Genomic DNA, 26,019 nt, shown 5'->3' on the forward strand with positions numbered 1-26,019 from the left:
TCCCTGGTGGTGCGGTCAGGCCGCGGGCGGCCGGGGCCGGTCCGCGACCGTGGCGAGCAGGTCGTAGTAGGGGGCGTCGATCGTCGCGGGCACGTCGCGGGGCGGGACGACGTCGAGCACCTCGGGCACCCACGACGCGGCGACTCCCGCCACGGTGGTGCCCTCGAGGACGGCGACGGCCTGGACGCACGCCCCGCGCGCCGTCGCCTCGGGGGCCGCACGACGCACGACGGGGCGGCCGAGGGCGTCGGCGAGGACCTGCCGGTACGCGAGCGACCGGGCGCCGCCGCCGTTGACGACGACCTCCCCGCTCGTGTCGACGCCCACCCGCTCGAGCGCGCGGGCCGCCCCGACCAGGCCGGCGACGACACCCTCGAACGCGGCCAGCGCGAGGTCCTCCCGCGTGGTCTCTCCGGTGATCCCGCCGAGCACGCCGGTCGCGCCCGGTCGCCGCGGGGTGCGCTCGCCGTCGAGGTAGGCGACGAGCGTCGGCCGCTCTCCCCGGACGGGGGCGGCGAGCGCGAGGCGTTCGAGGGTCGCGTGGTCGACGTCGAGGAGCCGCGCGAAGGTGTCGGTGACCTTGGCGGCGTTGAGCGTGCACGCGAGCGGCAGATACCCGCCGGTCGCGTCGCACACGGAGTCGACCGTGCCGAGGGGGTCGACGACGGACGTGCGGCGCGGGCTGAGGACGACGCCGGACGTCCCGAGCGAGACCCCGAGGTCGCCCTCGACGAGGCCGAGCCCGACGGCGGCGAGGTGCTGGTCTCCCCCGCCCGGACCGACGACGACGCCCGGCCGGAGCCCGAGCTCGGCGGCGACGTCCGGCCGCACGGTCCCGGCCGGGGTGTCGGGACCGAGGACGGTCGGGAGGACGTCCTCCCAGCCGACGTCCGGCGAGACGAAGCGGTCCAGCAGCTCGGGCCGCCAGACGCCGCGGTGGACGTCGAGGTAGCCGGTCCCGGCGGCGTCGGACCGGTCGGTGACCGTCGACCCGGTGAGCCGGTAGGTGAGGTAGTCGTGCGGCACGAGGACGTGCGCGACGCGCCCGAGGAGCGCGGGGTCGATCTCCGCCACGTGCGCGAGCTTCATGATCGTCAGGGCGGACGACGGCGCCATACCGACGTCCTGCATCCACCGCTCGAGCCCGTACTCCTCGGCGATCCGCGCCGCCGCCGGGCCCGCCGTCGTGTCGTTCCACAGCGGCGCGGGAGCCAGGGGCTCCCCGCTCCGGTCCAGGAGCACGAGCCCGTGGCACTGGGCGCCGACGGCGAGCGCGACGACCTGCGTCGGGTCGGCGTCGGCGTCGCGCAGCGCGCCCGAGAACGCCGCCCGGAACGCGGCCCACCAGTCCCGCGGGTCCTGCCGGCTGACCGGAGGCGCGGTGCGGGGATGGGGGGCCGACGCGGTCCCGACGAGCGCGCCGTCGTCCCGGCGGCGCAGCTCGACGGTGCAGGACTGGGTCGAGGAGTCGACCCCTGCGACAAGGTCCATGGCTACTTCCAGTAGGGCTCGAGGGGCGGCAGCTCCTGGGGCGCCTCGTCGATCTTGCCGACCGCCCCGGAGGGGTGCGAGTGCAGGACGTTCGCCCACGAGTACCCGCGCATCCGCATGAGGACCACGGCGAGCGCGTCGCCCCACGCTGCCGTCACGAGGGTAGATCCCATCGCGATGACCTCGCCGGGGTCGATCCCCGGGATCATCGTCAGCTCGACCACGACGTCCGCGTTCCGCGCGAGGCGCGAGGAGGCGTCCGCCGTGACCGCGACGACCGTGTCGACGCCACGCTCCTTGGCGCGCACGACCAGGTCGTTGATCTCGTCGCTCCCGCCCCCGCGCGAGATCGCGACGAGGATGTCGCCCGGGGCCATCGCGCCCATCGTGCCGTGCAGCGCGTCCGCGCCCGAGATGAACACCGACGGGGTGCCGGACACGGAGAGCAGGTGCGCCATGCGGCGCGCGACCGCGCCGGACGTGCCGGCCCCGGTGACGAAGACCTTGCCCGTGCACTCGTACACCCGCTGGACCACGTCCAGGAACACGTCGCCCAGGTCGGTCACGCTCGCGGCGACCCCCTGCGCCTCGTGCGCGACGACGGCCCGGGCGGTCTCGAGCACGGCGGCACGGCGTCGCGTCGTGGTGTCGGGGATGGTCATGGGTACTCCTCGTCCAGGGGTTCTCGGTGTGGTCACGCGGCGCTCCAGGCCGCGTGCCGCAGGTCCACGGAGGACAGCTCGCCGGCCGCGACGACGTCGCCGTCGCACCGGCCCTCCGTGAGGGTGACGACGTCGTCCGCGAGCTCGAGGATCTCCTCCTCCTCGCTGGACACGACGACGACCGTGAGCCCGTCGTCGTGCGCGAGCGAGCGCAGGAGCCGGTGGATCTCGGTCTTGACGCCGATGTCGACGCCCTTGGTGGGCTCGTCGAGCAGCAGCACGCGCGGCGCCTGCGCCAGGACGCGGGCGAGCAGCACCTTCTGCTGGTTGCCGCCGGACAGGCGCTCGACGGGGCCCTCGCGGTCCCCGCGGACCTGCATGCGGTCCATGAGGGCCGTCGCCTCGCGGCGCATGCGTCGCTTGTCGAGCAGGCCGAGCCGGCGGTACCGGTCGAGGACCGGGAGGACGACGTTCGTCGTCGCGTCCAGCCCGCCGACGATGCCGTCGACCTTGCGCTCCTCGGTCAGGTAGACGAGCCCGCGCCGCTGGGCCTCGGCGGGGGTCGCGGGCCGGTACGGCGCGCCGTCGAGCTCGATGCTCCCGGCCAGGACCTTGTCGAGGCCGACGAGCGTGCGCAGCAGCTCGGTGCGGCCGGCGCCGATGAGCCCGTAGACGCCCAGCACGCGGCCGGGGCGGGCCGTGAGGCTGACGTCGGCGAGCGCGGGCGTGCGCAGGTTCCGCACCACGAGGGACGGGCGGGCGCCCGCGTCGAGCGGGACGACGTCGGTGCGGCGCGCCGCCTCCGTGACCCCGCCCGTCGAGGCGACGGCCTCGTCCCCGGCGATCGCGTGCACGACCGCCTGCCGGTCGACCGTGCCGGCCGGGCCGGCGATGCGGACCTCGCCGTCGACGAGCGCGACGACGTGGTCGGCGACCGCGTAGAGCTCGTCGAGCTTGTGGTCGACGAGCAGGATCCCGAGGCCCTCGGTGCGGGCCAGGTCGCGCACGGTCTCGAGGAACCGCTCGACCTGCCCGCCCTCGAGGCTCGTCGTCGGCTCGTCGAGCAGCAGGTAGCGCGCGTCGCGCGCCACGGCCACCGCGATCTCGAGGAGCTGGCGGGTCGCGACGGGGTAGGCGCCGAGCTTGCGGTCGACGTCCACCGCGAGGCCGAACCGGTCCGCGAGCGCGCGGGACTGCTCGCGCATGGCGCGCCGGTCGAGCGCTCCCCCGCGCGTCAGCTCACGACCGAGGAACACGTTCTGCGTGACCGTGAGGTTCGGCAGGAGCGACAGCTCCTGGTAGACGGTGGAGATGCCCGCGTCGAGCGCGGCCGTCGGGGAGCCCTGGGGCAGCGCGTGGCCGTCCACGGTCACCGTGCCCTCGTCGGCGGGGTGCGCGCCGGCGAGGACGCGGAGCAGCGTCGACTTGCCGGCACCGTTGTGCCCGACGAGCCCGGTGACCGTGCCCGCCGCGAGCGTCAGGTCGATGCCCTTGAGCACCCGCACGTGCGAGAAGCTCTTGACGATCCCGCTGGCCCGCAGGGCGCCGCGCTCGGCGGCGCCCCGCGGGACCGACGTCGTGCCGTCGGTCATGTCAGCCGACCTCCCCCGGCGCAGGGGTCTCGCCGACGGTGAACGCCTTGAGCGGCAGGAGGATCTCCGGCTCGACGTCCTCGCCGTCGACGTACGCGCGGATCTGCTCGGTCACCTGGGTGCCGTAGCTCTCCGGCTCCTGCGCGACGCAGCCGCGGTACACCTCGGTGAGCGGCTCCTCGGAGGCGCAGAACCCGTAGAGCGCGACGTCGGTGCGGTTGCCCAGCGCCTGCAGCGCGCCGTAGACGGCGGGGCCGGTCGAGGCCCAGATGACGTTGATGTCCTGGTTGCCCTGGAGCATCTCGCCCGTGACGCGCAGCGAGTCGTCGGGCTTGACGTTGCCGTCGACCTTGGCGACGACCTCCGCGTTCGGGTTCGCCGACACCGCGTCGGTGAAGCCCTCGTCACGGATGACGACCGGGCGCTCGTCGGGCTCGGTGATGAAGCCGATGCTCAGCGCGGCGTCGGCGCCGAGATCCTCGAGGACCTTCTCGCCCATCGCGCGGCCGCCCGCCTCGTTGTCCGCGCCGAGGTACTGGACGATCGTCGCGCCCTGGGCGGCGAGCGCGTCCTCGTCGACGATGACGTTCACGGTGAAGACGGGCACGCCGGCGTCGTTCGCCGCCTTGACGATCCCCGCGGCGGGCTCCGACTTCACGGGGTTCAGCGCGAGCGCGCACGGGTCCTTCTGCAGCATGGCCTCGACCTGGGCGAGCTGCTGGGCGTCGTCGTCGTTCGCGACCTGGACCTCGACGTCGAACCCGTTGGCGGCGCCGCCGTCCTCGAAGCCCTGCTTCATGGCCACGTAGTACGGGTTGGTGAGGTTCGGGAGGCTGACCGCGACGTACGGGTTCTCCCCGTCGCAGGACGCGGGCAGGGTGGTCTCGGCCTGGTCGGTCGAGCCGCTCCCGCTCGTGTCGCCGGTGCCGGTGTCGACGGCGGAGCAGGCGCCCGCGAGGGCGAGGGCGGTCACGGCGAGGGCCGAGACGATGATCTTGCGTCGCATGAGTACTCTCCTTCGAGCGGTGGGGGTCAGGACGTGGCGCGCTCGGCGCGACGTGGTTGGAGGAGCTGGAGGAAGAGGCGGCCTCTCCCCCCGGTGGTCGAGAGCGAGCGGCGGTAGGTGTCGAGGCTGACGCCGGCGAGGATGATCACGCCGATGACGAGCGGCTGCCAGAAGCTGTCGACGCCGACGACGTTCATGCCGTTCGAGACGGTCGCGATGAGCACCGCACCGAGCAGCGCGCCGCCGATCGAGCCGACCCCGCCGAACAGGCTCACCCCGCCGACCACCGCGGCGGCGATCGAGTAGAAGAGCTCGTTGCCCGAGCCGGCGGACGGGTAGCCGACCATGAGGCGCGAGGTCGTCACGACGCCGGCGAGCGCGGCGCACAGTCCGGAGACCGCGTAGACGAAGAGGGTGGTGCGCCCGGTGTGGATGCCCGCGAGGCGCGCCGTCTCCTTGTTGCCGCCGAGCGCGTAGATGTGGACGCCCGTGCTCGTGCGCGCCAGGAGGACGCTGAAGACGACGGCGACGAGCGCCACGATGAGGATCGGCGTCGGGATCCCGAAGATCCCGCCGCGCCCGAGGAAGGCGAACATCGGGTCGCGCACCGTGACCGACGCCGCGCCCGTGAGGATCATGGGGATGCTCCCGGCGATGCCGAACATCGAGAACGTCGCGATGAACGGGGGCAGGCGCAGGTAGTGCACGAAGACCCCGTTGACGAGGCCGACCGCGACGCCGACGACGAGCGCGAGGACCGTGGCGGCCCACCAGGGCAGCCCCGCCTGCATCCCGAGCGCTGCGGCCATGCCCGTGAGGGCGAGGTTGGACCCCGTCGAGAGGTCGATGCCACCGGTGAGCAGCACGAAGGTCTGGCCCAGCGCGAGCAGCGCCACCACGGCACCGTTCAGCAGCAGGACCTCGAAGTTCCCGGCGGTGCGGAAGTTCGGGGACAGCAGACTCATCACCACCACCACGAGGACCAAGATCCCCGCGATCCCGACCTCGTCAGGGACGCGTCGTCGCGACATGTACTTCTCGCCTCCTTGCGATGCTCATATGAGCACTCGATTGCTCGTATGTCGATAGTATGAACACCACGAGGCCACAAGCAACGCGCCTCGATCACAGATCGGTAACACATGCGCAGACGAGCGCTCAGATGAGCAAGAATGGGTGACATGACGGACTTCTCGCGCCACGAGCTCGCACACGTGGCCCGCCGCTACTACGTGGACTCGGCCTCCAAGGTCGAGATCGGCGAGGAGCTCGGCGTCTCACGGTTCAAGGTCGCCCGGATGCTCGAGCAGGCGCTCGAGGCCGGGATCGTGACCATCACCATCGACGACGCCGGCGTCGTCGACCCGGCCCTCTCCGCGCGTCTGCGCTCGCACCTCGGCCTGGACGAGTGCCTCGTGGTCCAGGGCCGCGACACCGTGCCCGAGCTGCGCGAGGACGTCGGCGCGGCCGCCGCGGAGCTGCTCACCCGGTCCCTGCGCCCGGGGAACACCCTCGGCTTCGCCTGGGGGCGGACGCTCACCGCCATGACGGAGCGCCTCACCGCGCTGCCGCCCGTCACGGTCGTCCAGCTCACGGGCGCGGTCGGCTCCGACCTCTCCGACTCCCCCGTCGAGGTGATCCGCCGCGTCTCCCTGCGCGCCGGGGGCGACGCGCACGCGATCTTCGCGCCGCTGGTCGTGGAGGACGCCGCGACCGCGGCCACGCTGCGCCGCCAGCCCGACATCGCCCGTGCGCTCTCGCTCTTCGACCGGGTCGACGTCGCGGTCGTCGCGATCGGGTCGTGGGACCCGCCGATCTCCCAGCTCCGCGAGGTCCTCGGGCGCGACGAGCGGGACGACCTCACCGCGCGCGGGGTCCGCGCCGAGATCGCCGGCATCCTCCTCACCGCCGAGGGGGACCTCGTCCCCGACTTCGCCGAGCGGTGCCTCTCGATCTCCGCACGCCAGCTCGCCCGCGTGCCCAAGGTGATCGCCGTCGCCGCCGAGCACGAGAAGGCGGCCGCGGTCCACGCCGTCACCCGGTCGGGCCTCGTCTCCGCCCTCGTCACCGAGCAGCGCTGCGCCGAGGCCCTGCTCGACCTCCCGCCCGTCGCGCGCGGCACGGGCCGATGAGCGCCCCCCGCACCCGCGTCGCCGCCTCGTTCTGGTCCACGCCGCGCGACCGCGTCGCCGCGGAGGCCGACCGGCTCGCCCGGGCCGGGCTCCGCACCGTCCACTGGGACCGTACCGACGGGCGCTACGCCGCGGCGGGCGGTTTCACCGCCGCGGAGGCGTCCGCCGTGACCGCCGGCAGCGGGCTGGCCGCCGAGGCGCACCTCATGGTCGAGGAGCCGCTGCGCGAGGTCGACCGCTGGACCGACTTCTGCGAGCTCGTCGTCGTCCACGCCGGGACGCGCGACTGGCGCGCCGCGCTCGACCGCGTCCGCGCCCGGGGCGCGCGTGCCGGCGTCGCGCTCTCGCCCGGCGTCGAGGTGCCGGAGGTCGAGCCCGGGACCGACGTCCTCGTCATGTCGATCACCCCCGGCCACGCCGGGTCGACGTTCCAGGTCGACGCGCTCGCCACGGTCGGGCAGGTCGCCGCCCCGGGTCACGCCGTCGGCCTGGACGGCGGCGTCACGCGCTCGATCATCCCGCGGGCGCTCCGCGCCGGGGCCACGTGGCTCGTGTCCGGGACGGACCTCGTCGCGAGCAAGGACCCGCACGGGTGGCTCACGGCGGCGCGCGCGACCGGAGTCGCTCCGCGGCGCGACGAGGACGTAGGAGCCGGATGAGCACCGCGCAGCCCGGTCGACGGAACGTCCCGCTCGCCGCCGTCGCGGCCGAGGCAGGGGTGTCCGTCCCGACCGTGTCGAAGGTGCTCAACGCGCGCGCGGACGTCTCGGCGGCGACGCGCGAGCGCGTCGCCGAGGTCCTGCGGCGCCACGGCTACGAGATCCGGCCTCCCGCGGCCAGGCGGACGGGACTCGTCGACGTCCGCATCGTCGACTTCGAGGGTCCCTGGTCCGAGGCGGTGGTGCGCGGCGCGGTCGCCGAGGCGCGGCGCCTGGGCCTGGACGTCGTGCTGTCCGTGGAGCTGGACCCCGACGACTGCGGCGCCTGGGTCCGGCACGCGCTGACCCGGGGCACCGACGGGCTCGTGAGCGTCGTCGCGGTACCCGACCCCGAGGCGCGCGCGACGCTCGCGGCCGCCAGGGTCCCGCTCGTCGTCGTCGACCCGCGACGACGCCCGCCCGAGGACGTGCTCAGCGTGGGCGCCGCGAACTTCCAGGGGGCGCTCGAGGCGACCGCGCACCTGCTGGCGCTCGGGCACCGGCGCATCGCGACGATCACCGGCGTCCCGGAGCAGGACAACGCGATCGCGCGGCTCGCCGGCTACCGCGCCGCGATGATCCAGGCGGGCGTGCCCGTCGACGACGACCTGGTCTGCCTGAGCACGTACGGCGTCCCCGCGGGTTACGAGGGGACGCAGCGCCTGCTGGCCCGCGACGACCCCCCGACCGCGATCTTCGCGTGCAGCGACGACACGGCGCTCGGCGCGCTGCGGGCGCTGCGGGAGGCGGGGCTGTCCGTGCCGGGCGACGTCTCGCTCGTCGGGTTCGACGACCTCCCCGTCGCGCCCTGGACCGACCCGCCGCTCACCACCGTCCGCCAGCCGCTCGTCGAGATGGGCGCGTCGGCCGTCGGGCTCGTCCACCGCGCGCGCACCGCGAGCGGGCACACGCTGCGCACCGAGCTCGCGACGAGCCTCGTCGTCCGGGAGTCCACCGCTCCGCCGCGGTCGTGAGACGGCCGTGGCGCGCGGTGCTGACGTGCGGTCCCGACGTGCGAGCCTGACGCGGCCTGGGGCGGTCCTGACGCGTGCCCCGGACGCATGCGCCCGGGGCACGCCGGGACCACGACGGACGGGAGGGACGCGGTCCGCGTCCCTCCCGTCGTCGCGTGCCGGTCGACCGGCGAGCAGGCGGCCGGTCAGCCGCAGGAGACGCCCGCGTAGCGGTAGGACAGCTCCTGGGTCGTCGACCCGTCGTCGGACGTGACCGTGACCGTCGCGGTGCCGGACGGGATCTCCGCCGTGCGGGCCGCGAACGACTGGTACGTGCTGCGGTGCGGGACGACGTCGTCGAACGACCGCGTCCCGTAGGGCGTGGCGAGCGTGATGTCCGCGCGGCCGTCCCCCGTGCTCGTCGCGCGGACGGCGACGGCCGCCCGGTGGCCGAGGCAGCGCGCCTGGACCTGGACGTCGGCGCCCACGCCGGGCGTGAGGTCGGCCGTGGCGGAGAACGTCTCGGCCGCCATGAGCGGGCGCAGGCGCTGCTCGAGCTCGTCGTCGACGAAGTAGTCCTTGAGGCGCGAGTCGTCGAGGACGTTCCCGATCGCGGCGACGATCATCGCCTGGTCGAGCGACAGGTAGCGCTCGGCGACCGTGCCCGAGCGGACGGCGACCGAGTCGTAGAACCCGCCCGGCCCGTACGCGCCGAGGTCGTCGGCGAGGTGGGCGAGGTTGTCGAGGACGCCCTCGGTGTCGTACGCGAGGCCGAGGAACGACGCGTGCGGCGTCACGACGCCGTCGCCGAACTCCGGCGTCGGGTTCGTCGCCTCGCGGCAGCCGTCGAACCCGAGGTCGACGTCCGTCTCGCCGTCGGACAGGTAGCCGTCGGAGCGGAGCCCGATCGCGTCGACGCCGTACTCGGCGTACCCCCCGGACGGGTTGCTCGCGGGCGAGAAACCCCAGGCCCCGTACCCGGCCTCGTCGAGACCGTGCTCCTTGTGCGCGCGCACGACGAGCGGGTGGTTGACGCCCCACGACGTCGGGCCCCACTCCGCCTCGGGCACCAGCATGTCCGGCATGAGCGCCTCGAACATCGAGCCGCCCCAGCCCGGCACGACCGCCATGTCGCGGTAGCGGTACGCGCCCTCGAAGACGGGGACGCCCAGGTACTCGCGCGTCTCGCCGATCGGCTTCTGCTCCTGCCACGACCAGTCGCACGTGTCCGGGAACGTCCGGTAGCTCGCGTAGTACGCCTCGGGCGGCACGTCGCCCTCGGCGATGCCGAGGTAGGTCGCGATGCGCGTCTCGGAGACCGTCGTGTCGTAGTGGTGGCACGTGTAGTAGACGTCGGTGCCCGTGCCGAGGTAGTCGCCCGCCACGGAGCAGCCGGGCGGCTCCTCGTCCCAGAACCCGCCGCGCAGCAGCCCCACGCCGAGGTCCGGACGCGCGTCCGGGTTGTAGAAGGCGCCGAAGTGCATGTCGTCGTAGATCGCGCGCGCCTCGTCCGCGAGGCTCGGCTCCGCCTCCGCGACGACGCGCAGGCCCGCGGCCAGCCAGCCGTTGTCCACCGAGCTGAGGAACTGGTGGACGACGTCGCCGCTGTCCGGCCACGTCTCGACCCGGTCGCCGGTCGCGGGGTCGTACCAGTTGTAGAACATCCCGCTCGCGTCGTGCCGGTCGAGGGACGCGACGGTGTCGAGCGTCGTCGCGAGGCGGTCGTGCGCCTCGTCGGCGTCGACCAGGCCGAGGTCGCGGGCCACGACGGTGGACCAGAGCCAGCCGCCGATGTTCGTCGGCGACGTGTACGCGCTGCTCGATGCCGGGTCCAGGTCACCCTCGATGTTGTCCGCGGGCAGGCCGGTCCCCTCGTCCGTCATGGCCTCCAGCGAGGTGTACGTGTCCTCCAGGTATGTCTCCAGCGTCGCGCGCTGCGCGCCGGTCAGGCCGGGCGGCCCGACGCCGGGCGTCGCCTTCGCGGGGACGCTCCCCGCCGCCGGGACGCTCTCCGCCGCGGCGGGGGCGGCGAGGCCGGCCGCCAGGGCCAGGCCGCCGACGAGTCCGCTCGCGACGAGCGCGGCTCCGCGGCGGCGGTGCACGCCGTTCCGCGCGTTCGTGGTCGTTCCATCCATCAGGCACTCCTTCGTGTCGTGACCCCCGAAATTTCGGGCGCACTTTCCGAATGGGGGCGCAGAGAGTAGCCCGGGTGCCGGACGGGGTCAACGGAGGCCGCGTCGGGCGACGACGCCGCGACGGGCGGCCGTGCGCGCACCGCGCGAGCTTCTCCTCGGCCGCTTCGCGGCAACCGTGGTCAGGAGGCTCGGGCGAAGAGGTGGTCCAGGTGCTGGTCGATGGCGGCGAGCGCGGCCCGCGGCTCGATCACCTCGAGCTCGAGCAGCGGGGTGAACCCGGTCAGCGCCAGGAGCAGGTCGGTCTCGACGTCCGGGTCGCGGTCCGGTGCGATCTGCCCCTGCGCCATCGCGTCGCGGACGAGCTGCGCGACCATCGCCCGGCCGTCGCGGAGCCCGAGGCTCGCCCGCTCGCGCAGCGCCGGGTCGTGCAGCGCCTCGAGGACGTACGCGGCGCTCATGCGGCTCGACGCCCGCGCGTCGGGGCCCAGGGGGAGCATCTCGACGAGGACGAGACGGAGCACGTCCCGCGGGTGCGGGGGCTGGTCGAGCGCGGCCAGTCCCCGCGCGACCCGGTCCGCGGTCTGCTCGGCGACGAACTCCATCGCGAAGGTCAGCATCCCGGCGCGCGACGCGAAGTAGTGCTGCACGTGCCCGAGCGAGACCCCGGCCTCGCTCGCGACCTCGCGCATCGTGGCCTTCGTCCAGCCGTGCTGGTCGACGACCCGCCACAGCGCCCGCGCGAGCGCCTCCCGGCGTTCCTGGTGGTCCACCAGCTTCGGCACCCCGGACTCCCTTCCTCTGGCAGCACCCGTGACACAATACAGTTGTATGGCAAACCCTGGGAGGGAGAGACGATGGCCGACCCGCACCCGTCCCCCGCGCTCTTCAACCCGTACGCCGTCGCCATCGACCAGGAGGTGGCGATCGCCCTGCTGGCCGACCTGCAGATCCGCAAGGCCATCGAACGCGGCGAGTTCGACGACCTCCCCGGCAGCGGCAAGCCGCTCCCCATCCCCGACCGCTACGACCCCGACTGGTGGCTCAAGAACCTCGTCAAGCGCGAGCGGCTCGTGGTGCTGCCACCCTCCATCGAGCTGCGCAGAGAAGACGCCGCGCTCGACGAACGCCTCGACGAGCTCTGGGTCGAGGACGACGTGCGCCACGAGGTCGAGGAGTTCAACCGCCGCGTCCTCCGCGGCCGCTACCAAGCACCCGCCGGCCCACCCCTCGTCACCATGCCGCGGGACGTCGACCAGACCGTCGCCGCATGGGCACAGCGCCGCGCGTCGCGCGCCGCGGAGGCACGGGCGGCAGCAGCCGCGGAGACGACCGAGACGAAGCGTCCCCGCCGTCGACGCTCCCGTCGACGGTCCGAGTAGGCGCCGTCGCCGACCGTGTCCAACCACCTCGGCGCACGTGCCTGGCCCGTCTTGACGCGCCGGCTCCATCGCACTGGATTCGCCCTCGGCGACGAGGATTCCCTGCGCCAGACGGCCGCCGCTGTTGACGTGCAGCGCAGATCGCGCGGACCCGCCGCTGTGCCGCGTACGACCTCGGGCGTGTCGGTCGGGTCGCGCAGGGTTGGTTGCACTCAGCGGTCCCACGGCGGCGGAAGAGGGTGTGTCTCGTGGCCGCGTGAGCCATGGGGCGATGGCTCGTCAGACGGCATCGGCGCGGGTAGGCGGTGGCCTGTAGCGTCGCCGAGATGGAACGCTCCGAGATCTTCGACATCGCCCACCTGCGCCATCCGATCGGGGCGCCGGTGGCGCCCGAGCGGCTACGCGAACTGGTCGGCTGGCTGAGCCCGAGCGACGGTGCCCGCGCCGTCGACCTCGGGTGCGGCGAGGGCGAGTGGCTGCAGGAGCTGCTGCTCGCCCACCCCGGAATCACCGGCGTGGGGATCGACCACATGCTCCCGGCCTCTGCCGCCCGGCGTGCCGAGGAGCGGAAGCTGAGCGACCGGGTGCGCTGGATCGAGACGGATGCCGCCACCTGGGACGACGGGGTCTTCGACGTGGTGCTGTGCATCGGCGCAAGCCACGCCTTCGGCAGGCTGGAGGACATGCTGGCCGCTGTCCGGCGGCAGCTGCGCCCCGGTGGCCAAGCGCTGATCGGTGACAGCATCTGGGAGGGCGCTCCGTCGGCTTCTGCGCTGGCAGCGCTCGATGTTTCCGTCGACGCCTATCCCGACCTCGCCGGCTTCGTGCGGGCCGTCCACGAGCACGGCTTCGAGCCGTCGTACGGGCACGTCAGCACGTTGGCCGAGTGGGACGACTACCAGTTCAGCTGGACCGGGTCGCTCGTCGACTGGGCCGTGCGGGAGGCCCCGACGACCGAGGATCGCGACCAGGCACTTGCCGCTGCACGTGAGAATCGCGATGCCTGGCTGAGCGGCGCACGACGCGAACTAGGGTTTGCCACCTTCGTCCTGCACGACGTCGCCGTCAGCACGCGTGACTGACCGGCGTGCACGTCGCTGCCACGTGATGACTGCCGCGGTACTTCCGTACTGCCGGACGCCGCCACACACGTCGCGCGTACGCCTGTGGTTGCTCAGGCAAAGCACTCCCCATGCAGCATGTGTGCAGGACTCTGCAATCTAGGCTGCACGTCTGTCGACGTGCCACGCAGATTGCACGGACACGCCGCCCTACCTTGCACGATCCCGTGCGTAGCGCGGGTCGTGCGCGAAGTAGGTTGCATCATGCCTGGTCAGCGCCGGAAGCTTCGCGCGAGCACGAGGGGGCGACCCGAGCCGCGACGCGCACCATTGTCGGGGTGCCGACCTGCAGTTCGACCTACCCAGCGCAGAACCGGTACCCCAATGAGTGCGCCCGCCCGATCCCCGGGCAGGGGGCGACCGCCACACTGGGCCTTCCCGCGCATACCCGGCGGTGTCTTCTCAGTCGCAGCCGTGCTTGCTGATCGTTGTGATCCACTGGTGATGCGTCGTTGCTGCTCGCGCTTCTGATCGAGTACGAACCTCATCGCCCCGCCCGAGACGATCGTGCCGATCGCTGTCGCCGAGGCCCCCACGGGAGTCAGCGGCGGCGACGATCAGCGCGATCAACGACGCGACCACGCAACCGCGACGAAGAAGCCCAACCAGTTGTAGCGGCGAAGCATCGATGCCTCGTACTCCCGCTGCTGCGCGAAGAAGGCACACACCGGCGTAATGGTGCACACGGACTCGCGCACCGCGTTGGGCCCACAGCGCACCGTGGCAATCCGTAGCCAGCGCCCTGACGTGGCTGCCGGCGCCCGCAACGACGGCGACGGCCCACCCCCGTGGCACCGGTAGGCGTCCTGGCCGCCGTACCTCGGCGCGTCCACCGACGACGACATAGCACGACGGTCGTGCAGGCACTAGATTGTGAGCGTGCCTGTTGCCCGGGAAGGCAGTTCCGAACGGTCGCAGGGCGAGGCCCGGCCTGAACGGCTGGAGCTGTACAAACTCGCCTACGCCGAGAGTTCGCGTGCGCTCGAGTTCCAGCTGAAGCAACTCGAGGGTGTGCGGCAGCGCACCGTGCAATACCTCGCATTCGTCGGGACAGCCACGGCTTTCCTGGTCGGTACCAGCCTCAGCGGCTCGACCCGTGACACCCTTTTCTTCATCGTCGCCGCGCTGGGGACACTCATCGCCATCGCATCGGTCGTTCTCGCCGCGCACATTCTCCTGCTCGCCGCGCTCCGCTGGGGCCTGCCACGATTCCAATGGTCGTTCGCGATGTCCGGAAAACGCTTGGTCGAGTGGATCGAGCCACAGGTCGGCGCCCCGAACGAAGTCGACTACATCCGCGCCCTCACCCTCTTGAACGACGAAGCCTACGAATCCAACGAGTCGTCGCTACAATCACTGCACCGCTCCTTCTCGACCTTCGTCGTACTCGGCTTCGTGCAACTGAGCGTCTGGGTCGTGCTGGCGTGGCTGAGGGGATAAGTTCGCCCGATCAATCAGCAGAATCGAGGAGCTGAGTGCCTGACAAGCGCCATCGCGACGACGCGAGCGGTGAACCGACCCAGGACCCATCCCCGTCCCCTGCCACGGAACCTGCCTCCGATCCGTCCCCCACCCAGACGCCGTCGCCAACCCCGAGCGCCGATCCCGAACCCGCAAAGACTCCGTGGCGTCCCCCAGACGGCCCCAGCCCTATGCGTAGGGGCCCGCTCCTCGAACGTGGTCATGTGAAGCTGAGTGCACGCGACCTCATCGAGCAGTTTCGGGGCTTGAACCTCATCGAGCTCAACGAGTTCGTGAAGGCCTTCGAGGAGACCTTCGAGATCACCGCCGCCGCCCCCGCCGCCATCGCGGTCCCCGCCCCCGCGGGTGGCTCGGGCGACGCCCCGGCCGAGGAGGAGAAGGACGAGTTCGACGTCATCCTCGAGGCCGCCGGCGACAAGAAGATCCAGGTCATCAAGGAGGTGCGCGCGCTCACGTCCCTCGGCCTGAAGGAGGCCAAGGACCTCGTGGACGGTGCCCCGAAGCCGGTCCTGGAGGGCGCGAACAAGGAGACGGCCGAGAAGGCCAAGGCTGCCCTCGAGGGCGCCGGCGCCACCATCGCAGTCACCTCCTCCCACTGACAGCTTTCGGACGAGGAGCGCCAACAGGTCGTTGCCGCACGCCGGCCACATCCTCGGTGCCGGTGCCCGGCGCCCCGCGCTGCATTCACATACGGGCGCACTTCTGGGCCCCGGACTCTCCCCCGCCTGATCCCTGGTGTCATGGACCGGTCCGGACTCATCCGAGGAGGTGCCTCCTTCCTTATGGACGCTTCACCGGCGCCATCGTCTGGCTCGGTCGGTGAGTTCGGGATTCGAATGTCGGTTGTTCCGGAGTCGTTCGGGACTGCCCCAGCATCGGTTGACTCTTTGAGTTAGGCCGCGAGGGCCAGGGTGTTAGCAGCGTAGACGGTCTCGAACTCGATGGGTGTCATGCGGCCGAGTCGGGTCTGTCGGCGTCGGCGGTGGTAGGTCTTCTCGATCCAGGTGATGATCGCCAGGCGTAGTTCGTCTCGGGTGGCCCACCGTTTGCGGTTGAGGACGTTCTTCTGGAGCAGGGCGAAGAAGCTCTCCATGGCGGCGTTGTCCCCGGCGGCGCCGACCCGGCCCATGGAGCCGGTCACGGCGTGCCGGCCGAGCGCTTGGACGAAGCGCCTGGAACGAAATTGCGATCCCCTGTCGCTGTGGCACGTCGTGCCGGCCTGCTCGCCAGCGGCGGGGATCACGGTGCGGCGGGCTGCGGCGTGATCGAGCGCGGCCACGGCCAGGGAGGATTTCATGCGTGAGTCCATCGAGTAGCCCACGATGCGCCCCGACCAGACGTCCTTGATCGCACACAGGTAGAGCTTGCCCTCGCCGGTGGGGTGCTCGGTGATGTCCGTGAGCCATAACCGGTTCGGACCGGGCGCGGTGAAGTCGCGTTGGACGCGGTCGTCGTGCACGGGCGGACCCGGTCTCTTGCCCGACCCGCGACGCTTGTGGAACGAGGCAATCAGGCCCGCCTCGCGGCACAAGGACCAGACGGTGTTAGGTGACACGCTCAAGCCGGCGTCGACGAGTTCGTCGGCGACGAACCGGTACCCGAACTCCGGGTCGTCTCGGTGCACGTCCCAGGCCGCGTTGATCGGGTGCGCCCGCTGCAGGTCTGCGGGCGTGACGGGGCGGGCCTTCCACGCGTAGTAGGCCTGCTTGGAGAACCCGAGCACCCGGCAGGTCACCGCGACGGGGATACCGTCCGCGGCCAGGTCACCGACCAGCGGGTACGTCATTTTGGGGAGATCTCCTTCGCGAAGTACGCCGCCGCCCGGCGCAGGATCTCGACTTCCTGCTCGAGCTGACGGTTGCGCCGCTTGAGCTCGCGCAGCTCGGCCGACTCGGTCTTCGTGACTCCGGGCTTGGCGCCGTTCTCGACATCGTCGGCGGCCAGCCAACGGCGCAGGCACGACTCGGTGATGCCGAAGTCCTTCGCGATCTGCGCGATCGAACCACCCTGACGGGCGACCGCGATCACGTCGCTACGGAACTCGGCGGGATAGGGCTTGGGCACGGGGACATCCTTCCAGCGAGGACCACAGTCCTCACAGATCAGGAGTCAACCGATGCTGGGGCAGTCCCCTTCGACCCACACGGCCCTACCGCTTAAAGGCGGCGGCGTACTAGGATTAAGACGTCTGAGCTGAGCGAACGGCAAGGAGGTGGGGAGGTGCTGTACGGTCCGCGCAGACTCAGCCCCCGCCGGATCGTCGGGGTGCCGCTCGACCTGCTGCGCGCGGCAGGCATGGAACCACCGACCCGCGTCACCCTGGAGACCCACGACAGTGCACCCGAGACGATCGTGATCCAGGCCTACCGCGCAGGGTCCGAGCATGCGGGAACGATCTCCTGCGTCGGGCAAGTCGTCCTGCCCCGTGGCATCGTCGAGACCCTGAACCTCGACCAGCCTCAGGTGGTGTACATGCGTCTGGGCGACCCGCACACCGGGATCGAAGTCATGTCCCCACGACAAGGGCTCACCGTCGCCGCGGCCCGCTACCAGGTCACGGCCTCATGAGCAGCCAGTACCGGCTGCACGCCGCACCCCTCACCCGCACCGCCCAGCGGTGGTGGCGCACCACCGACCCCGCGGCATCAGCCCGCGAGGTCCTCGAGCACGTCATCGGGATCGGTCAGCTCCTCCCGCTGGTCCGGTTCGCCGACGCCCGCGTCTTCCCAGTGGTCACCTTCGACCCCCACGCCCTATGGACAAGACGCCACCAGGCACCGGCAGCACTGCTCGACCCCGCCACGGTCCGCGATGTGCTCACCAGTCCCGGACATGACCAGCACACCCCGTCCGCGGTGCGCATGGTCGCGTTCATCGGGATCGACCCCCTCTACCGGGCCAGGCAGGACCTGCTCGGGCTACGCCCGCTCGCCCGCACCATCGCACTCACCCCGTCCGGGGCCATACCGCAAGCCATGACGCTGACGAGCTTCGACCTGCAAGGCACCGCGGTCGTCACAGCAGGGAATCCGCCCCAGGTGGTCGTCGGCGGCGACCCAGGCGTGCGCGCAGGCACGGCGATGTCACCCGTCTGGCGGCGGTTCTTCGAAGAACAGCTCTACGACTGGGCCATGCGTACCGACTCGATACCTGCTCAGGAGCCGGTGGTCCACGCCTTCAGCGACTTCGGGTAGTCCCACTTCAGGTTCACCGCGATGTCCGTGTGGATGAACTGCGCGGAACGGCACTTCGCCTTCCAGGACGCCATCGCGGTGCTCGCCTCGCCCGAGGCGAGCACGCCGGCGGCCAGGTCCTGCAACGACTCGATGGAGTGGATGAACGCCGCCGTCGGGTCCACGATGTCGTCCAGGCGCGCGCCCTCACATCTCGAGCAGTGGTGACAGCGCCAGTAGCTTTGCTCGGGCGACGAACCGATCGCGCGGGCCAGGGTGTCGCTGCGGTGGAAGCTCAGCCCCTCGGGCAACAGCACCGAGAACAGTCCCGGCACCCGGCGCCCCCGACCTGCACTGGTGTAGATGTGTCGCCGGCCCGAGGACGTGCCCATCGCACCGAGAACCGCCCCACCGGCCAACGCCCCCAACGCCGCGTGATCCGCCCGCACCAGAGCCGAAGGCACCGGGGAGCCAAGCAGGTGCAACAACCCCTGCACGCTCGCCCGCGTCTCCAACGGGTCACCCGAGGAGCCGAACATGTACGCCACCGGGATCTGGTACCGGTCCACCCGCTCGCGCACCTCGTCCGCACGCTTGGACACCCACTGCGAGTCCGCGGGCACCTGCAAGAAGAACTTCGCCCCCACCGGCGCCTGCTTGCGCATCGCCACCGCGCTGTCGAACAACGCGTCCAGCTGGTCGACCCGGTCACGGTCCACGTACCCGCTGTCCGTCATCGCCCACTCAAGGCCCCGGTCCCACTGCTGCGCCAACCACTGCGGCGTCAATGCCGCATCGGCGCCCACCCTCCCCGCGCCCCCATACCGTGCCGCGTCCAGGAGGAACGACGAGCCCAGCACACCCTGCTCCCTGTGTTCCCGAACGATCTGACCCGCCCGCTCATCACGGGCACGCCCCCCGGGCACCGTGTAGATCGCGCCCAAGCTTCCCGGCACGCACAACGGCGCCACCTTGCCCACCTCCGCCCCCGAGGCGTGCAGGAACAACGGCTCGCTCAACCCGTCAACCGGACGAAGAGACCCCGCTCGTTGCCGACGAACCCGATACGCGTCACTCATCGATACCCAATCTCAGCCTCGGGCGCGAGACGTCCTCTCCCGCGCGATGAAGGAGCAAGCACTCCGACGACAGAACGCTTACCCCACGCGAACGCACCACCCACTGACCCTTAACAGACACCCACCACTCCGACATCAGACCACCCATCCGCGGACCAAAGGCAAAGAAACAGTCACGTTACATAGCGGGAGGATTGTGCAAAGTAGGCCGCATATCGACAACGTCGACAACAAACGATATTGCTACATCTGCATGTCGGCAAAGCGCTGGTAGTGACCTTGGAACGCGACGGTGATCGTGTCGGTGGGGCCATTACGGTGCTTGGCGACGATAAGGTCGGCCTCGCCCGCTCGCGGTGACTCCTTCTCATAGGCGTCCTCGCGGTGGAGCAGGATCACGACGTCGGCGTCCTGCTCAATACTGTTGTGTGCGGCAATGCCGTTGGCGACGAAGTTGTGCCCGTCGAGGACGGTGGCGTCGTAAACCTGCTTCTCGCCCATCGGCTCTACGGAGACGACCTCATCCCACAGAAGGTCGTTCACGGCCATGATCTCGAGCTCCTCGCTCTCGAGCACCGCCGCGATCTTGCCGAGGCGATGCCGTGACGGAGAGTTCTTCCACAGCGCGCTGCCGCAGAACTGGGTCCCGATCGCTTCAGCGAACTCACGGTGCGTCATGCCGCGCTCGACGAGGATGTCGCGGACGTCGTCCCAGACCCGACGCGGGACGGTGTCGACGTTCGTGTTCGCGCGCGTCTCGCGGATGATCGTCAGCAGCTTCTCGGCGATATCGCCTCGGTCGCCGTGCACGCCGATCTCCTGGAGGAAGCGGCGCTGGTCGTCCACCCCGCTCACGTCCAGCGTGTACCCGGGACGGTACGACCCCTTGGGTGTCGCCGTCCGTACACGCGTCGAGATGCCGAATCGCAGCAGGAGGCGTGACAGCCCGTCGACGATCTCGCGCGAGGTCGAGGCGTAGTAGATCCGCCCGCTGCGCCCGTTCTTGTTGATCGTCACCGAGCCGTCCGTGGCCCAGATGTGCTTGATGAAGAGCGCGATCTGGCGCTTCGGCAGGTGGAAGACGCTCGTCGGGATGAACTTCTCGTGGCTGCGTGCGCCGAACAGCCCCATGTCGTCGAGCCACTCGGCGATCGGGTTCCGGCGCCCCCTGGCGAGCCGGTAGGGCGCGGGGAGGCGCAGGGTCGTGACTCGGGCCGCGGCGTAGTCGTCGCGGATCGGGGTGATCCCGAAGGCACCCGCCGCGTCGGAGACGGTGGCGAGGTTCCGCTCGTCGATGGAGGCGTAGCGGATCGGCTGCCGCTTCACGAACGACCCGTCGCCCAGGAGGTGCGCGAGCATGACGACCTTGCGGTCGTCCCACTCGAGGTTCCGTTCCGGGCCGGGGACGTGGCGCGGCACGCCGATGCGCGACCCGACCTCCAGGTCGCCGAGCGCGGTCCAGCCGTCGTAGGTGAGGAACGGGTGGTTCGCCGTCGCCTCGATCTCCTTGCCCGATGCGAGGCGCATCCGGAACACGGGCTTCACGCCCGTGGGGAACACGTGCGTCAGGTGGCGGCGGACGTACTGGAGCCGGTCGTTGAGCGCCCACACCGGGACGTCCTTGGCGTTGAGCGCGAAGAGCTCGCCCAGGCTCGTCTCTGCGCCGGTGTCGGCGCGCAGGATCTTCGTGTCATCGGTGAGGCAGCCCGACTCACGCAGGTCGCTCATCTGCGGCTTCTTGTCGCCGCGCTGCTCCGGACCACGGTTCAGCTGCGAGATCGCGATGACCGGGACTTCGAGCTCCTTCGCGAGGAGCTTGAGCGCACGCGAGAACTCCGAGACCTCCTGCTGGCGCGACTCGACGCGCTTGCCGGAGCTCATGAGCTGGAGGTAGTCGATGACGACGAGCTTGAGGTCGTGACGCTGCTTGAGGCGCCGACACTTCGCCCGGATCTCCATGAGCGACATGTTCGGCGAGTCGTCGATGAACAGCGGCGCCTCGGCGACCTTGCCCATCGTCGACGCGAGCTTCTGCCAGTCCTGCTCGTCCATCTTTCCGGACCGCATCCGCGTCAGCGGGACCCGCGCCTCCGCGGCGAGAAGACGCATGGTGATCTCGTTGCGGCTCATCTCCAGGGAGAAGATGACGGACGCCATCTGGTGGTGCACCGCGGCGTGAGTCGCGACGTTGATGCCGAGCACGGAGTTGTGCGTCGGCACCATCGATCGTCCTGCCAGGTACAGGTGCGAGGGATGGTCCACTTCGACGCAGCGCACCGGCACCGACTCGACCCGGCGGACGTCGACGACGAACCGTGACGTGAGGCGCGCGGTGCCCGGACGGCGGCGCTCCTTGTGGACGAGGCGCTTGCGCTCCAGCCAGAACACGTCGTCCTCGGTCGTGAAGGTGATCGTGTACGCCGTCGACGACGCCTCGGTCCGCCCCTTCACGGTCTTCGTCGACCAACCCGTGCGATACCCGAGCGACAGGATGAGCTCACGCGTCTCGCGCGCGAGCCGCTCGTTCGTCAGGCTGATCTGGACGCTGCCCTGCGGCATGACGGTGCCGTCGGTGTCGAGCAGACCCGCCAGAAGGTCCCGACGCTGTGCCTCGCTCGCGCGCAGGTACGCAGCCGGGATGTGGTCGGTTCCCGACACACCGGGCGCGCGCAGGTCGTCCGCGTCCGGCCGCGCGACGTAGCCCAGCCCCTCGAGCCGCATCGCGATCTCGGGATCGGCGGACGCGAGCTCGGCACGTGGGGAGCTGCCGTCGCCCAGCCACACCCCGAGTGCGTAAGGGTGGATCGGGAGGTCCGCGTCCGGCAGGTCGAGCGGCGCCGCGGTGACGATGGAGTGGTTCGCGCGCTTGTCGGCCGTCGCGGTCCGGAGCGTGGCGGCGAGCTCCTCGGTCGTGCGCACGGACGACTCCGGCGTCTCGCCGGCGCGCACCGCGCGTCGCTGGGCGCGGGTCGAGGTCACCCACTGGTGCTGCGCGTCCGCGACGATCACCGTGCCGTCGTCGAGCTCGACCTCGTAGCACGGGCGGTTGACCATGACCTCGGTCGCGGCGACGACGCGCGTGGGCGTCCCGTCCGCGGAGACGAGCAGGTCACCGACGGCGACGTCACCCATCGTCGTCCAGCCCGACGGCGTCGGGAGCGGCGTGTCCAGCGCGAGGGCTTTGCCGATCGCGGGTCGCGCCGCGACGACGATCATCTGGCCGGGGTGCAGGCCGTTGGTGAGCCGGTCGAAGTCGGAGTAGCCGGTCGGGACGCCGGTCATGCCCTCGCCGCGGCCCTGCGCGGCCTCGATCTCGTCGAACGTGGGGCCGAGGATCTCCGAGAGCGGGAGGTAGTCCTCGGTGGTCCGACGCTCGGTGACGGCGTAGACCTCGGCCTGGGCGTTGTTCACGATCTCGTCGACGTCGCCGCCGTCGGTCGCGTAGCCGAGCTGGACGATGCGCGTGCCCGCCTCGACGAGACGCCGGAGCACGGCGCGCTCGCGCACGATGCGGGCGTAGTACCCGGCGTTCGCGGCGGTCGGGACGCCGGCCATGAGGTCGTGGATGTACGGGGCGCCACCGATGCGCTGCAGCTCGCCGCGCTTGGTCAGCTCCGCGACGACGGTGATCGCGTCGGCGGGCTCGCCGCGGCCGTAGAGGTCGATGATCGACTCGTACACGACCTCGTGCGCGGGACGGTAGAAGTCGGAGCCGCGGATCTGCTCGATGACGTCGGCGATGGCGTCCTTGGACAGCAGCATGCCGCCGAGCACGCTCATCTCCGCCGCGACGTCCTGCGGCGGCGTCCGGTCGAAACCTGACGGCCCCGGGCCCCCGTAGCTCTCCTCGAGCTCCTCGATCGACATGCGCCCCTCGCTCCCCCGAAGCCGCCACGACCCACGAGGGACCGCGCGACCGGGACAAACCTTCGTCGTACACGTGTTCTACCGCGGGCCACCCACACGACTGTCCCGGTGACCGCGCCTCCCGCCTCCGACAGGCACGACCCCGCGACACTAGAACGCCGTCCTGCACGCCGCAAACGACCCTGTGCACGCCCGGTGGACAGGGACCCCCGAACCTGTGGACACAGTCCCCGTCACTGTGCACACCCGGTGGATAACCGTGTGGACAACGTCACGATCTCCCTGTGTACATCAGCGCGAGCGGCCTCTGACCAGCCTCGTCACTACCCTCAGGGGTGTGGAAGAAAGAATGTCCGACGACACGCCGACGACACGCCGGACACCGCCCGGCCACTCCGGCGACACCCGGACGCCATCCGACCCCGCGCCGTCGTCCACAGGACGCCGCACCCGCTCCCTGCTCGACCGCGAGATCCTCGCGCTCGCCGTCCCCGCCCTCGGCGCGCTCGTCGCGGAACCGCTCTTCGTCCTCGTCGACAGCGCCGTCGTCGGCCACCTCGGCACCGCGCAGCTCGCCGGGCTCTCCCTCGCCTCGACGCTCCTGGTCACGCTCGTCGGGCTGTGCGTCTTCCTCGCCTACGCGACCACGGCCGCCGTCGCCCGCCGCATCGGCGCCGGGCACGCGCGCGAGGCGCTCCAGTCGGGCGTGGACGGCCTGTGGCTCGCCGTCGGGCTCGGCGTGCTCCTCGCCGCCGCCCTGTGGGCGACCGCGCCCTGGGCCGTCGGCGCGATGGGCGGGACGGGCGACGTCGCCGAGCACGCCGTCGTCTACCTGCGCTGGTCCGCCCTCGGCCTCCCCGGGATGCTCCTCGTCCTCGCCTCCACGGGCGTCCTGCGCGGCATGCAGGACACGAAGACGCCCCTGTGGGTCGCGGCAGGCGGCGCGACGTTCAACGCGGTCCTCAACGTCGTCCTCGTCTACGGCGCGGGCCTCGGGATCGCCGGCTCGGGCATCGGGACGGCCGTCGCGCAGCTCACCATGGGCGCGGTGCTCGTCGTCGTGGTCGTGCGCGGCGCCCGGCGCCACGGCGCGTCCCTGCGCCCCGCGGCCGGCGGCATCTGGTCCAACGCGAGGGCCGGCGCGCCGCTCTTCGTCCGCACCCTCTCGCTGCGCCTCGCGATCCTCCTCACCGTGTTCGTCGCGACCGGGCTCGGCGAGGTCACGCTCGCCGGCTACCAGGTCGTGAACTCCGTCTGGGGGCTCGCCGCCTTCGCCCTCGACGCGCTCGCCATCGCCGCGCAGGCGCTCGTCGGCCACGGGCTCGGGGCCGACGACGTCCCGCGCGTCCGGGCCGTCCTGCGCCGGACCCTGCAGTGGGGGGTCGCGGCGGGCGCGGCCCTCGGGGTCGTCATGGCCGCGGGCGGCTGGTGGTTCGCGCTGCTCTTCACGTCCGACCCGGAGGTGCGCGCCGCGGTGGCGGTCGGCATGGCCGTGTGCGGGCTGCTCCTGCCCATGGCGGGCTGGGTGTTCGTGCTCGACGGCGTCCTCATCGGCGCCGGGGACGGCCGCTTCCTCGCCTGGGCGGGCATGCTCACGCTCGTGGTCTACGTGCCGTTCGCCCTCGCCGTCCGGCAGTGGGCGCCCGACGGCGCGGCGGGCCTCGCGTGGTTGTGGCTCGCCTTCGCGGGGGTCTTCATGGCCGCCCGCGCCGTCACCACCGGACTCCGCGCCCGGGGCAGCGCCTGGATGGTCACCGGGACGGCGTGAACAGCACGAAGGCCCGGCCCCTCCGAGGAGGGACCGGGCCTTCGAGGACTGCTCAGCAGCAGATCAGGCAGCGACGACCTTCACCGCGAGGGTCGCGGAGACCTCCGGGTGGAGGCGGACGGAGACCGTGTAGTCCCCCGTCGCCTTGATCGGCTGGCCGATCTCGATCTTGCGCTTGTCGACCGACGCGCCCGCGGCGGTCACGGCGGACGCGATGTCCGCCGTCGTCACGGCACCGAAGAGGCGACCGGCAGCGCCGGCCTTCGCCTCGACGACGACCGGCTTCGACTGCAGCGAGTCGCGGATCGCCTTCGCGTCGTCGAGCGACGCGATCTCGCGGGCCTTGCGCGCCTTGCGGATCGCAGTCACCTGCGACTCGGCGCCCTTGGACCACGGCGTGGCGAGCTTGCGCGGGACGAGGAAGTTACGGGCGTACCCGTCCTTCACCTCGACGACGTCGCCGGGCTCACCGAGACCGGTGACCTCGTGGGTCAGGATCAGCTTGGCCATGAGTTCTCTCCCTTCCCGCTCAGCGAGCCGTCGACGTGTACGGCAGCAGCGCCATCTCGCGCGCGTTCTTCACCGCACGGGCGATCTGGCGCTGCTCCTGGACGGAGACGCCGGTCACGCGACGCGCACGGATCTTGCCGCGGTCGGAGATGAACTTGCGCAGCAGCGCGGTGTCCTTGTAGTCGACCGACTCGATCTTGGCCGACTTCAGCGGGTTGGACTTCTTCTTGGGCTTGCGCACCACAGGCTTCGCCATGGTGTTGCTCCTCTACAAGGTGCGATCCCCGCGCGCGGTCCGTGCCGACGAGCGGCGCGGCACCCGCGGGGACGGGTGTGTGTTCTGGGAGTGGCGGGCGATCAGAACGGGGGCTCGTCGGAGAACGAACCACCGGACGACGCGGGGCCAGCCGAGGCCCACGGGTCGTCGCTCTGCTGCTGACCGCCGCCGGAGCTGAATCCGCCACCGGAGGCACCGCCGGAGTTGGCGCCACCTCCGTAGCCGCCACCGCCGCCGAAGCCGCCGCCACCGCCACCCGAGCGCTGGGCCCGGGTGACCTTCGCGGAGGCGTAGCGCAGGGAGGGACCGATCTCGTCCACCTGCAGCTCGACGACGGTGCGCTTCTCCCCCTCGCGGGTCTCGTACGAGCGCTGGACGAGGCGGCCCTGCACGATGACGCGCATGCCCTTCGTCAGCGACTCCGCGACGTTCTCCGCGGCCTCGCGCCAGATCGAGCAGCGCATGAACAGGGTGTCCCCGTCCTTCCACTCGTTCGACTGGCGGTCGAAGGTCCGCGGCGTCGACGCCACCGTGAAGTTGGCCACCGCCGCACCCGAGGGGGTGAAACGCAGCTCCGGGTCTCCCGTGAGGTTCCCGATCACCGTGATGACGGTGTCACCTGCCATGGCCAGCTCCTTCGTGTGTCGTCTGTGTCGTCGACGGCGCCGCGCGCCTCGCTCGTAACGTTCTCGCG

At 71.5% G+C, this 26,019-nt stretch carries 23 protein-coding genes; 10 read left to right on the plus strand and 13 right to left on the minus strand.

Translation table 11 applies throughout. The features are described from left to right. Positions 1 to 15 precede the first annotated feature (15 nt). The 5 genes from ABRQ22_RS12145 to ABRQ22_RS12165 are packed head-to-tail and all read right to left on the minus strand — an operon-like array spanning position 16 to position 5,782. On the minus strand, positions 16 to 1,491 hold the full coding sequence (locus ABRQ22_RS12145; RefSeq protein WP_353706919.1) for an FGGY family carbohydrate kinase: 1,476 nt from the start codon (positions 1,489 to 1,491) through the stop codon (positions 16 to 18). A gap of 2 nt (positions 1,492 to 1,493) precedes the next feature. Continuing rightward, positions 1,494 to 2,153: an SIS domain-containing protein gene (locus ABRQ22_RS12150; RefSeq protein ID WP_087470396.1), complete on the minus strand. Its 660-nt coding sequence runs from the start codon at positions 2,151 to 2,153 to the stop codon at positions 1,494 to 1,496. 32 nt (positions 2,154 to 2,185) lie between these two features. Continuing rightward, positions 2,186 to 3,745 (minus strand): sugar ABC transporter ATP-binding protein, encoded by a 1,560-nt coding sequence (locus ABRQ22_RS12155; RefSeq protein ID WP_353706920.1) that lies wholly within the window; start codon positions 3,743 to 3,745, stop codon positions 2,186 to 2,188. Between the two features lies 1 nt (position 3,746). Continuing rightward, the gene (locus ABRQ22_RS12160) at positions 3,747 to 4,751 is read right to left on the minus strand and encodes a substrate-binding domain-containing protein (RefSeq protein WP_087470398.1); all 1,005 of its coding nucleotides are present in this window, start codon (positions 4,749 to 4,751) and stop codon (positions 3,747 to 3,749) included. 26 nt (positions 4,752 to 4,777) lie between these two features. Beyond that, complete coding sequence (locus ABRQ22_RS12165; RefSeq protein WP_353706921.1) at positions 4,778 to 5,782, minus strand: ABC transporter permease; 1,005 nt, start codon at positions 5,780 to 5,782, stop codon at positions 4,778 to 4,780. A 150-nt stretch (positions 5,783 to 5,932) separates the two neighbouring features. Between ABRQ22_RS12165 and ABRQ22_RS12170 the strand changes: the two genes are divergently transcribed. Genes ABRQ22_RS12170 through ABRQ22_RS12180 form a run of 3 tightly spaced genes read left to right on the plus strand, consistent with a single transcriptional unit; the run spans position 5,933 to position 8,555 of the window. Further along, positions 5,933 to 6,883 (plus strand): sugar-binding domain-containing protein, encoded by a 951-nt coding sequence (locus tag ABRQ22_RS12170; protein ID WP_353706922.1) that lies wholly within the window; start codon positions 5,933 to 5,935, stop codon positions 6,881 to 6,883. Continuing rightward, positions 6,880 to 7,542, plus strand: a complete 663-nt coding sequence (locus tag ABRQ22_RS12175) for a hypothetical protein (protein ID WP_353706923.1) — start codon at positions 6,880 to 6,882, stop codon at positions 7,540 to 7,542. Before ABRQ22_RS12170 ends, ABRQ22_RS12175 begins: the two co-directional genes overlap by 4 nt. Beyond that, positions 7,539 to 8,555: a LacI family DNA-binding transcriptional regulator gene (locus tag ABRQ22_RS12180; protein ID WP_353706924.1), complete on the plus strand. Its 1,017-nt coding sequence runs from the start codon at positions 7,539 to 7,541 to the stop codon at positions 8,553 to 8,555. The genes ABRQ22_RS12175 and ABRQ22_RS12180 overlap by 4 nt, the downstream gene beginning before the upstream one ends. Positions 8,556 to 8,740: 185 nt before the next feature. Here ABRQ22_RS12180 and ABRQ22_RS12185 read toward each other — a convergent pair whose 3' ends face one another. Next, entirely contained in the window at positions 8,741 to 10,669 is a 1,929-nt protein-coding gene (locus tag ABRQ22_RS12185) for a glucoamylase family protein (RefSeq protein WP_353706925.1), read from the minus strand. Positions 10,670 to 10,848: 179 nt separating this feature from the next. Beyond that, positions 10,849 to 11,451, minus strand: coding sequence for a TetR/AcrR family transcriptional regulator (locus tag ABRQ22_RS12190; protein WP_353706926.1), 603 nt, complete (start codon positions 11,449 to 11,451; stop codon positions 10,849 to 10,851). A gap of 72 nt (positions 11,452 to 11,523) precedes the next feature. Here ABRQ22_RS12190 and ABRQ22_RS12195 point away from each other — a divergent pair, with 72 nt between their 5' ends. The 4 genes from ABRQ22_RS12195 (at position 11,524) to rplL (ending at position 15,250) form a co-directional block, all read left to right on the plus strand. After that, positions 11,524 to 12,048 (plus strand): DUF1992 domain-containing protein, encoded by a 525-nt coding sequence (locus tag ABRQ22_RS12195; RefSeq protein ID WP_353706927.1) that lies wholly within the window; start codon positions 11,524 to 11,526, stop codon positions 12,046 to 12,048. Positions 12,049 to 12,374: 326 nt separating this feature from the next. Continuing rightward, positions 12,375 to 13,130: a class I SAM-dependent methyltransferase gene (locus ABRQ22_RS12200; RefSeq protein WP_353706928.1), complete on the plus strand. Its 756-nt coding sequence runs from the start codon at positions 12,375 to 12,377 to the stop codon at positions 13,128 to 13,130. A 918-nt stretch (positions 13,131 to 14,048) separates the two neighbouring features. After that, a complete protein-coding gene (locus ABRQ22_RS12205) occupies positions 14,049 to 14,609 on the plus strand; it encodes a hypothetical protein (protein ID WP_353706929.1) in 561 nt (186 codons plus the stop codon). Positions 14,610 to 14,854: 245 nt separating this feature from the next. After that, positions 14,855 to 15,250, plus strand: a complete 396-nt coding sequence (gene rplL / locus ABRQ22_RS12210) for a 50S ribosomal protein L7/L12 (protein ID WP_353706930.1) — start codon at positions 14,855 to 14,857, stop codon at positions 15,248 to 15,250. A 293-nt stretch (positions 15,251 to 15,543) separates the two neighbouring features. On the opposite strand, the gene ABRQ22_RS12215 is transcribed toward rplL, so the two are convergent. Next, positions 15,544 to 16,715, minus strand: a protein-coding gene (locus ABRQ22_RS12215) for an IS3 family transposase (RefSeq protein WP_353706931.1) whose coding sequence is annotated in 2 segments (ribosomal slippage) — positions 15,544 to 16,445 and positions 16,445 to 16,715 — 1,173 coding nt in all. Because the reading frame shifts where the segments join, the coding sequence is not laid out codon by codon here. 156 nt (positions 16,716 to 16,871) lie between these two features. Between ABRQ22_RS12215 and ABRQ22_RS12220 the strand changes: the two genes are divergently transcribed. Together ABRQ22_RS12220 and ABRQ22_RS12225 are read left to right on the plus strand one after the other, a co-directional pair. Continuing rightward, positions 16,872 to 17,219, plus strand: a complete 348-nt coding sequence (locus tag ABRQ22_RS12220) for a hypothetical protein (RefSeq protein WP_353706932.1) — start codon at positions 16,872 to 16,874, stop codon at positions 17,217 to 17,219. Next, positions 17,216 to 17,845 carry a hypothetical protein gene (locus ABRQ22_RS12225; RefSeq protein ID WP_353706933.1) on the plus strand — a complete coding sequence of 210 codons (630 nt, stop codon included), beginning with the start codon at positions 17,216 to 17,218 and terminating at the stop codon, positions 17,843 to 17,845. The genes ABRQ22_RS12220 and ABRQ22_RS12225 overlap by 4 nt, the downstream gene beginning before the upstream one ends. Here ABRQ22_RS12225 and ABRQ22_RS12230 read toward each other — a convergent pair. Together ABRQ22_RS12230 and ABRQ22_RS12235 are read right to left on the minus strand one after the other, a co-directional pair. Then, on the minus strand, positions 17,806 to 18,843 hold the full coding sequence (locus tag ABRQ22_RS12230) for a hypothetical protein (protein ID WP_353706934.1): 1,038 nt from the start codon (positions 18,841 to 18,843) through the stop codon (positions 17,806 to 17,808). The two genes, ABRQ22_RS12225 and ABRQ22_RS12230, sit on opposite strands and share 40 nt — an antisense overlap. Positions 18,844 to 19,146: 303 nt before the next feature. Beyond that, a complete protein-coding gene (locus ABRQ22_RS12235) occupies positions 19,147 to 22,770 on the minus strand; it encodes a replicative DNA helicase (RefSeq protein ID WP_353706935.1) in 3,624 nt (1,207 codons plus the stop codon). A gap of 349 nt (positions 22,771 to 23,119) precedes the next feature. On the opposite strand from ABRQ22_RS12235, the gene ABRQ22_RS12240 reads away from it, so the two are divergent. Further along, entirely contained in the window at positions 23,120 to 24,538 is a 1,419-nt protein-coding gene (locus ABRQ22_RS12240) for an MATE family efflux transporter (protein ID WP_353706936.1), read from the plus strand. Between the two features lie 63 nt (positions 24,539 to 24,601). On the opposite strand, the gene rplI is transcribed toward ABRQ22_RS12240, so the two are convergent. From rplI to ABRQ22_RS12255, 3 genes are all read right to left on the minus strand, one after another. Then, the gene (gene rplI / locus ABRQ22_RS12245) at positions 24,602 to 25,048 is read right to left on the minus strand and encodes a 50S ribosomal protein L9 (protein ID WP_047230914.1); all 447 of its coding nucleotides are present in this window, start codon (positions 25,046 to 25,048) and stop codon (positions 24,602 to 24,604) included. 19 nt (positions 25,049 to 25,067) lie between these two features. Then, positions 25,068 to 25,304: a 30S ribosomal protein S18 gene (gene rpsR / locus ABRQ22_RS12250; protein ID WP_021481584.1), complete on the minus strand. Its 237-nt coding sequence runs from the start codon at positions 25,302 to 25,304 to the stop codon at positions 25,068 to 25,070. A 101-nt stretch (positions 25,305 to 25,405) separates the two neighbouring features. After that, complete coding sequence (locus tag ABRQ22_RS12255; RefSeq protein WP_047230913.1) at positions 25,406 to 25,951, minus strand: single-stranded DNA-binding protein; 546 nt, start codon at positions 25,949 to 25,951, stop codon at positions 25,406 to 25,408. Positions 25,952 to 26,019 lie beyond the last annotated feature (68 nt).

The sequence above is a fragment of the Cellulosimicrobium sp. ES-005 genome (assembly GCF_040448685.1).
In the GTDB taxonomy this organism is placed as follows: Bacteria; Actinomycetota; Actinomycetes; order Actinomycetales; family Cellulomonadaceae; genus Cellulosimicrobium; species Cellulosimicrobium cellulans_G.

What these genes read in the sequence shown, in the direction of transcription:
- ABRQ22_RS12145 (WP_353706919.1), bottom strand. Translation starts at nt 1,491, where the DNA reads ATGGACCTTGTCGCAGGGGTCGACTCCTCGACCCAGTCCTGCACCGTC.
- ABRQ22_RS12150 (WP_087470396.1), bottom strand. Translation starts at nt 2,153, where the DNA reads ATGACCATCCCCGACACCACGACGCGACGCCGTGCCGCCGTGCTCGAG.
- ABRQ22_RS12155 (WP_353706920.1), bottom strand. Translation starts at nt 3,745, where the DNA reads ATGACCGACGGCACGACGTCGGTCCCGCGGGGCGCCGCCGAGCGCGGC.
- ABRQ22_RS12160 (WP_087470398.1), bottom strand. Translation starts at nt 4,751, where the DNA reads ATGCGACGCAAGATCATCGTCTCGGCCCTCGCCGTGACCGCCCTCGCC.
- ABRQ22_RS12165 (WP_353706921.1), bottom strand. Translation starts at nt 5,782, where the DNA reads ATGTCGCGACGACGCGTCCCTGACGAGGTCGGGATCGCGGGGATCTTG.
- ABRQ22_RS12170 (WP_353706922.1), top strand. Translation starts at nt 5,933, where the DNA reads ATGACGGACTTCTCGCGCCACGAGCTCGCACACGTGGCCCGCCGCTAC.
- ABRQ22_RS12175 (WP_353706923.1), top strand. Translation starts at nt 6,880, where the DNA reads ATGAGCGCCCCCCGCACCCGCGTCGCCGCCTCGTTCTGGTCCACGCCG.
- ABRQ22_RS12180 (WP_353706924.1), top strand. Translation starts at nt 7,539, where the DNA reads ATGAGCACCGCGCAGCCCGGTCGACGGAACGTCCCGCTCGCCGCCGTC.
- ABRQ22_RS12185 (WP_353706925.1), bottom strand. Translation starts at nt 10,669, where the DNA reads ATGGATGGAACGACCACGAACGCGCGGAACGGCGTGCACCGCCGCCGC.
- ABRQ22_RS12195 (WP_353706927.1), top strand. Translation starts at nt 11,524, where the DNA reads ATGGCCGACCCGCACCCGTCCCCCGCGCTCTTCAACCCGTACGCCGTC.
- ABRQ22_RS12200 (WP_353706928.1), top strand. Translation starts at nt 12,375, where the DNA reads ATGGAACGCTCCGAGATCTTCGACATCGCCCACCTGCGCCATCCGATC.
- ABRQ22_RS12225 (WP_353706933.1), top strand. Translation starts at nt 17,216, where the DNA reads ATGAGCAGCCAGTACCGGCTGCACGCCGCACCCCTCACCCGCACCGCC.
- ABRQ22_RS12235 (WP_353706935.1), bottom strand. Translation starts at nt 22,770, where the DNA reads ATGTCGATCGAGGAGCTCGAGGAGAGCTACGGGGGCCCGGGGCCGTCA.
- ABRQ22_RS12240 (WP_353706936.1), top strand. Translation starts at nt 23,120, where the DNA reads ATGTCCGACGACACGCCGACGACACGCCGGACACCGCCCGGCCACTCC.
- rplI (WP_047230914.1), bottom strand. Translation starts at nt 25,048, where the DNA reads ATGGCCAAGCTGATCCTGACCCACGAGGTCACCGGTCTCGGTGAGCCC.
- rpsR (WP_021481584.1), bottom strand. Translation starts at nt 25,304, where the DNA reads ATGGCGAAGCCTGTGGTGCGCAAGCCCAAGAAGAAGTCCAACCCGCTG.
- ABRQ22_RS12255 (WP_047230913.1), bottom strand. Translation starts at nt 25,951, where the DNA reads ATGGCAGGTGACACCGTCATCACGGTGATCGGGAACCTCACGGGAGAC.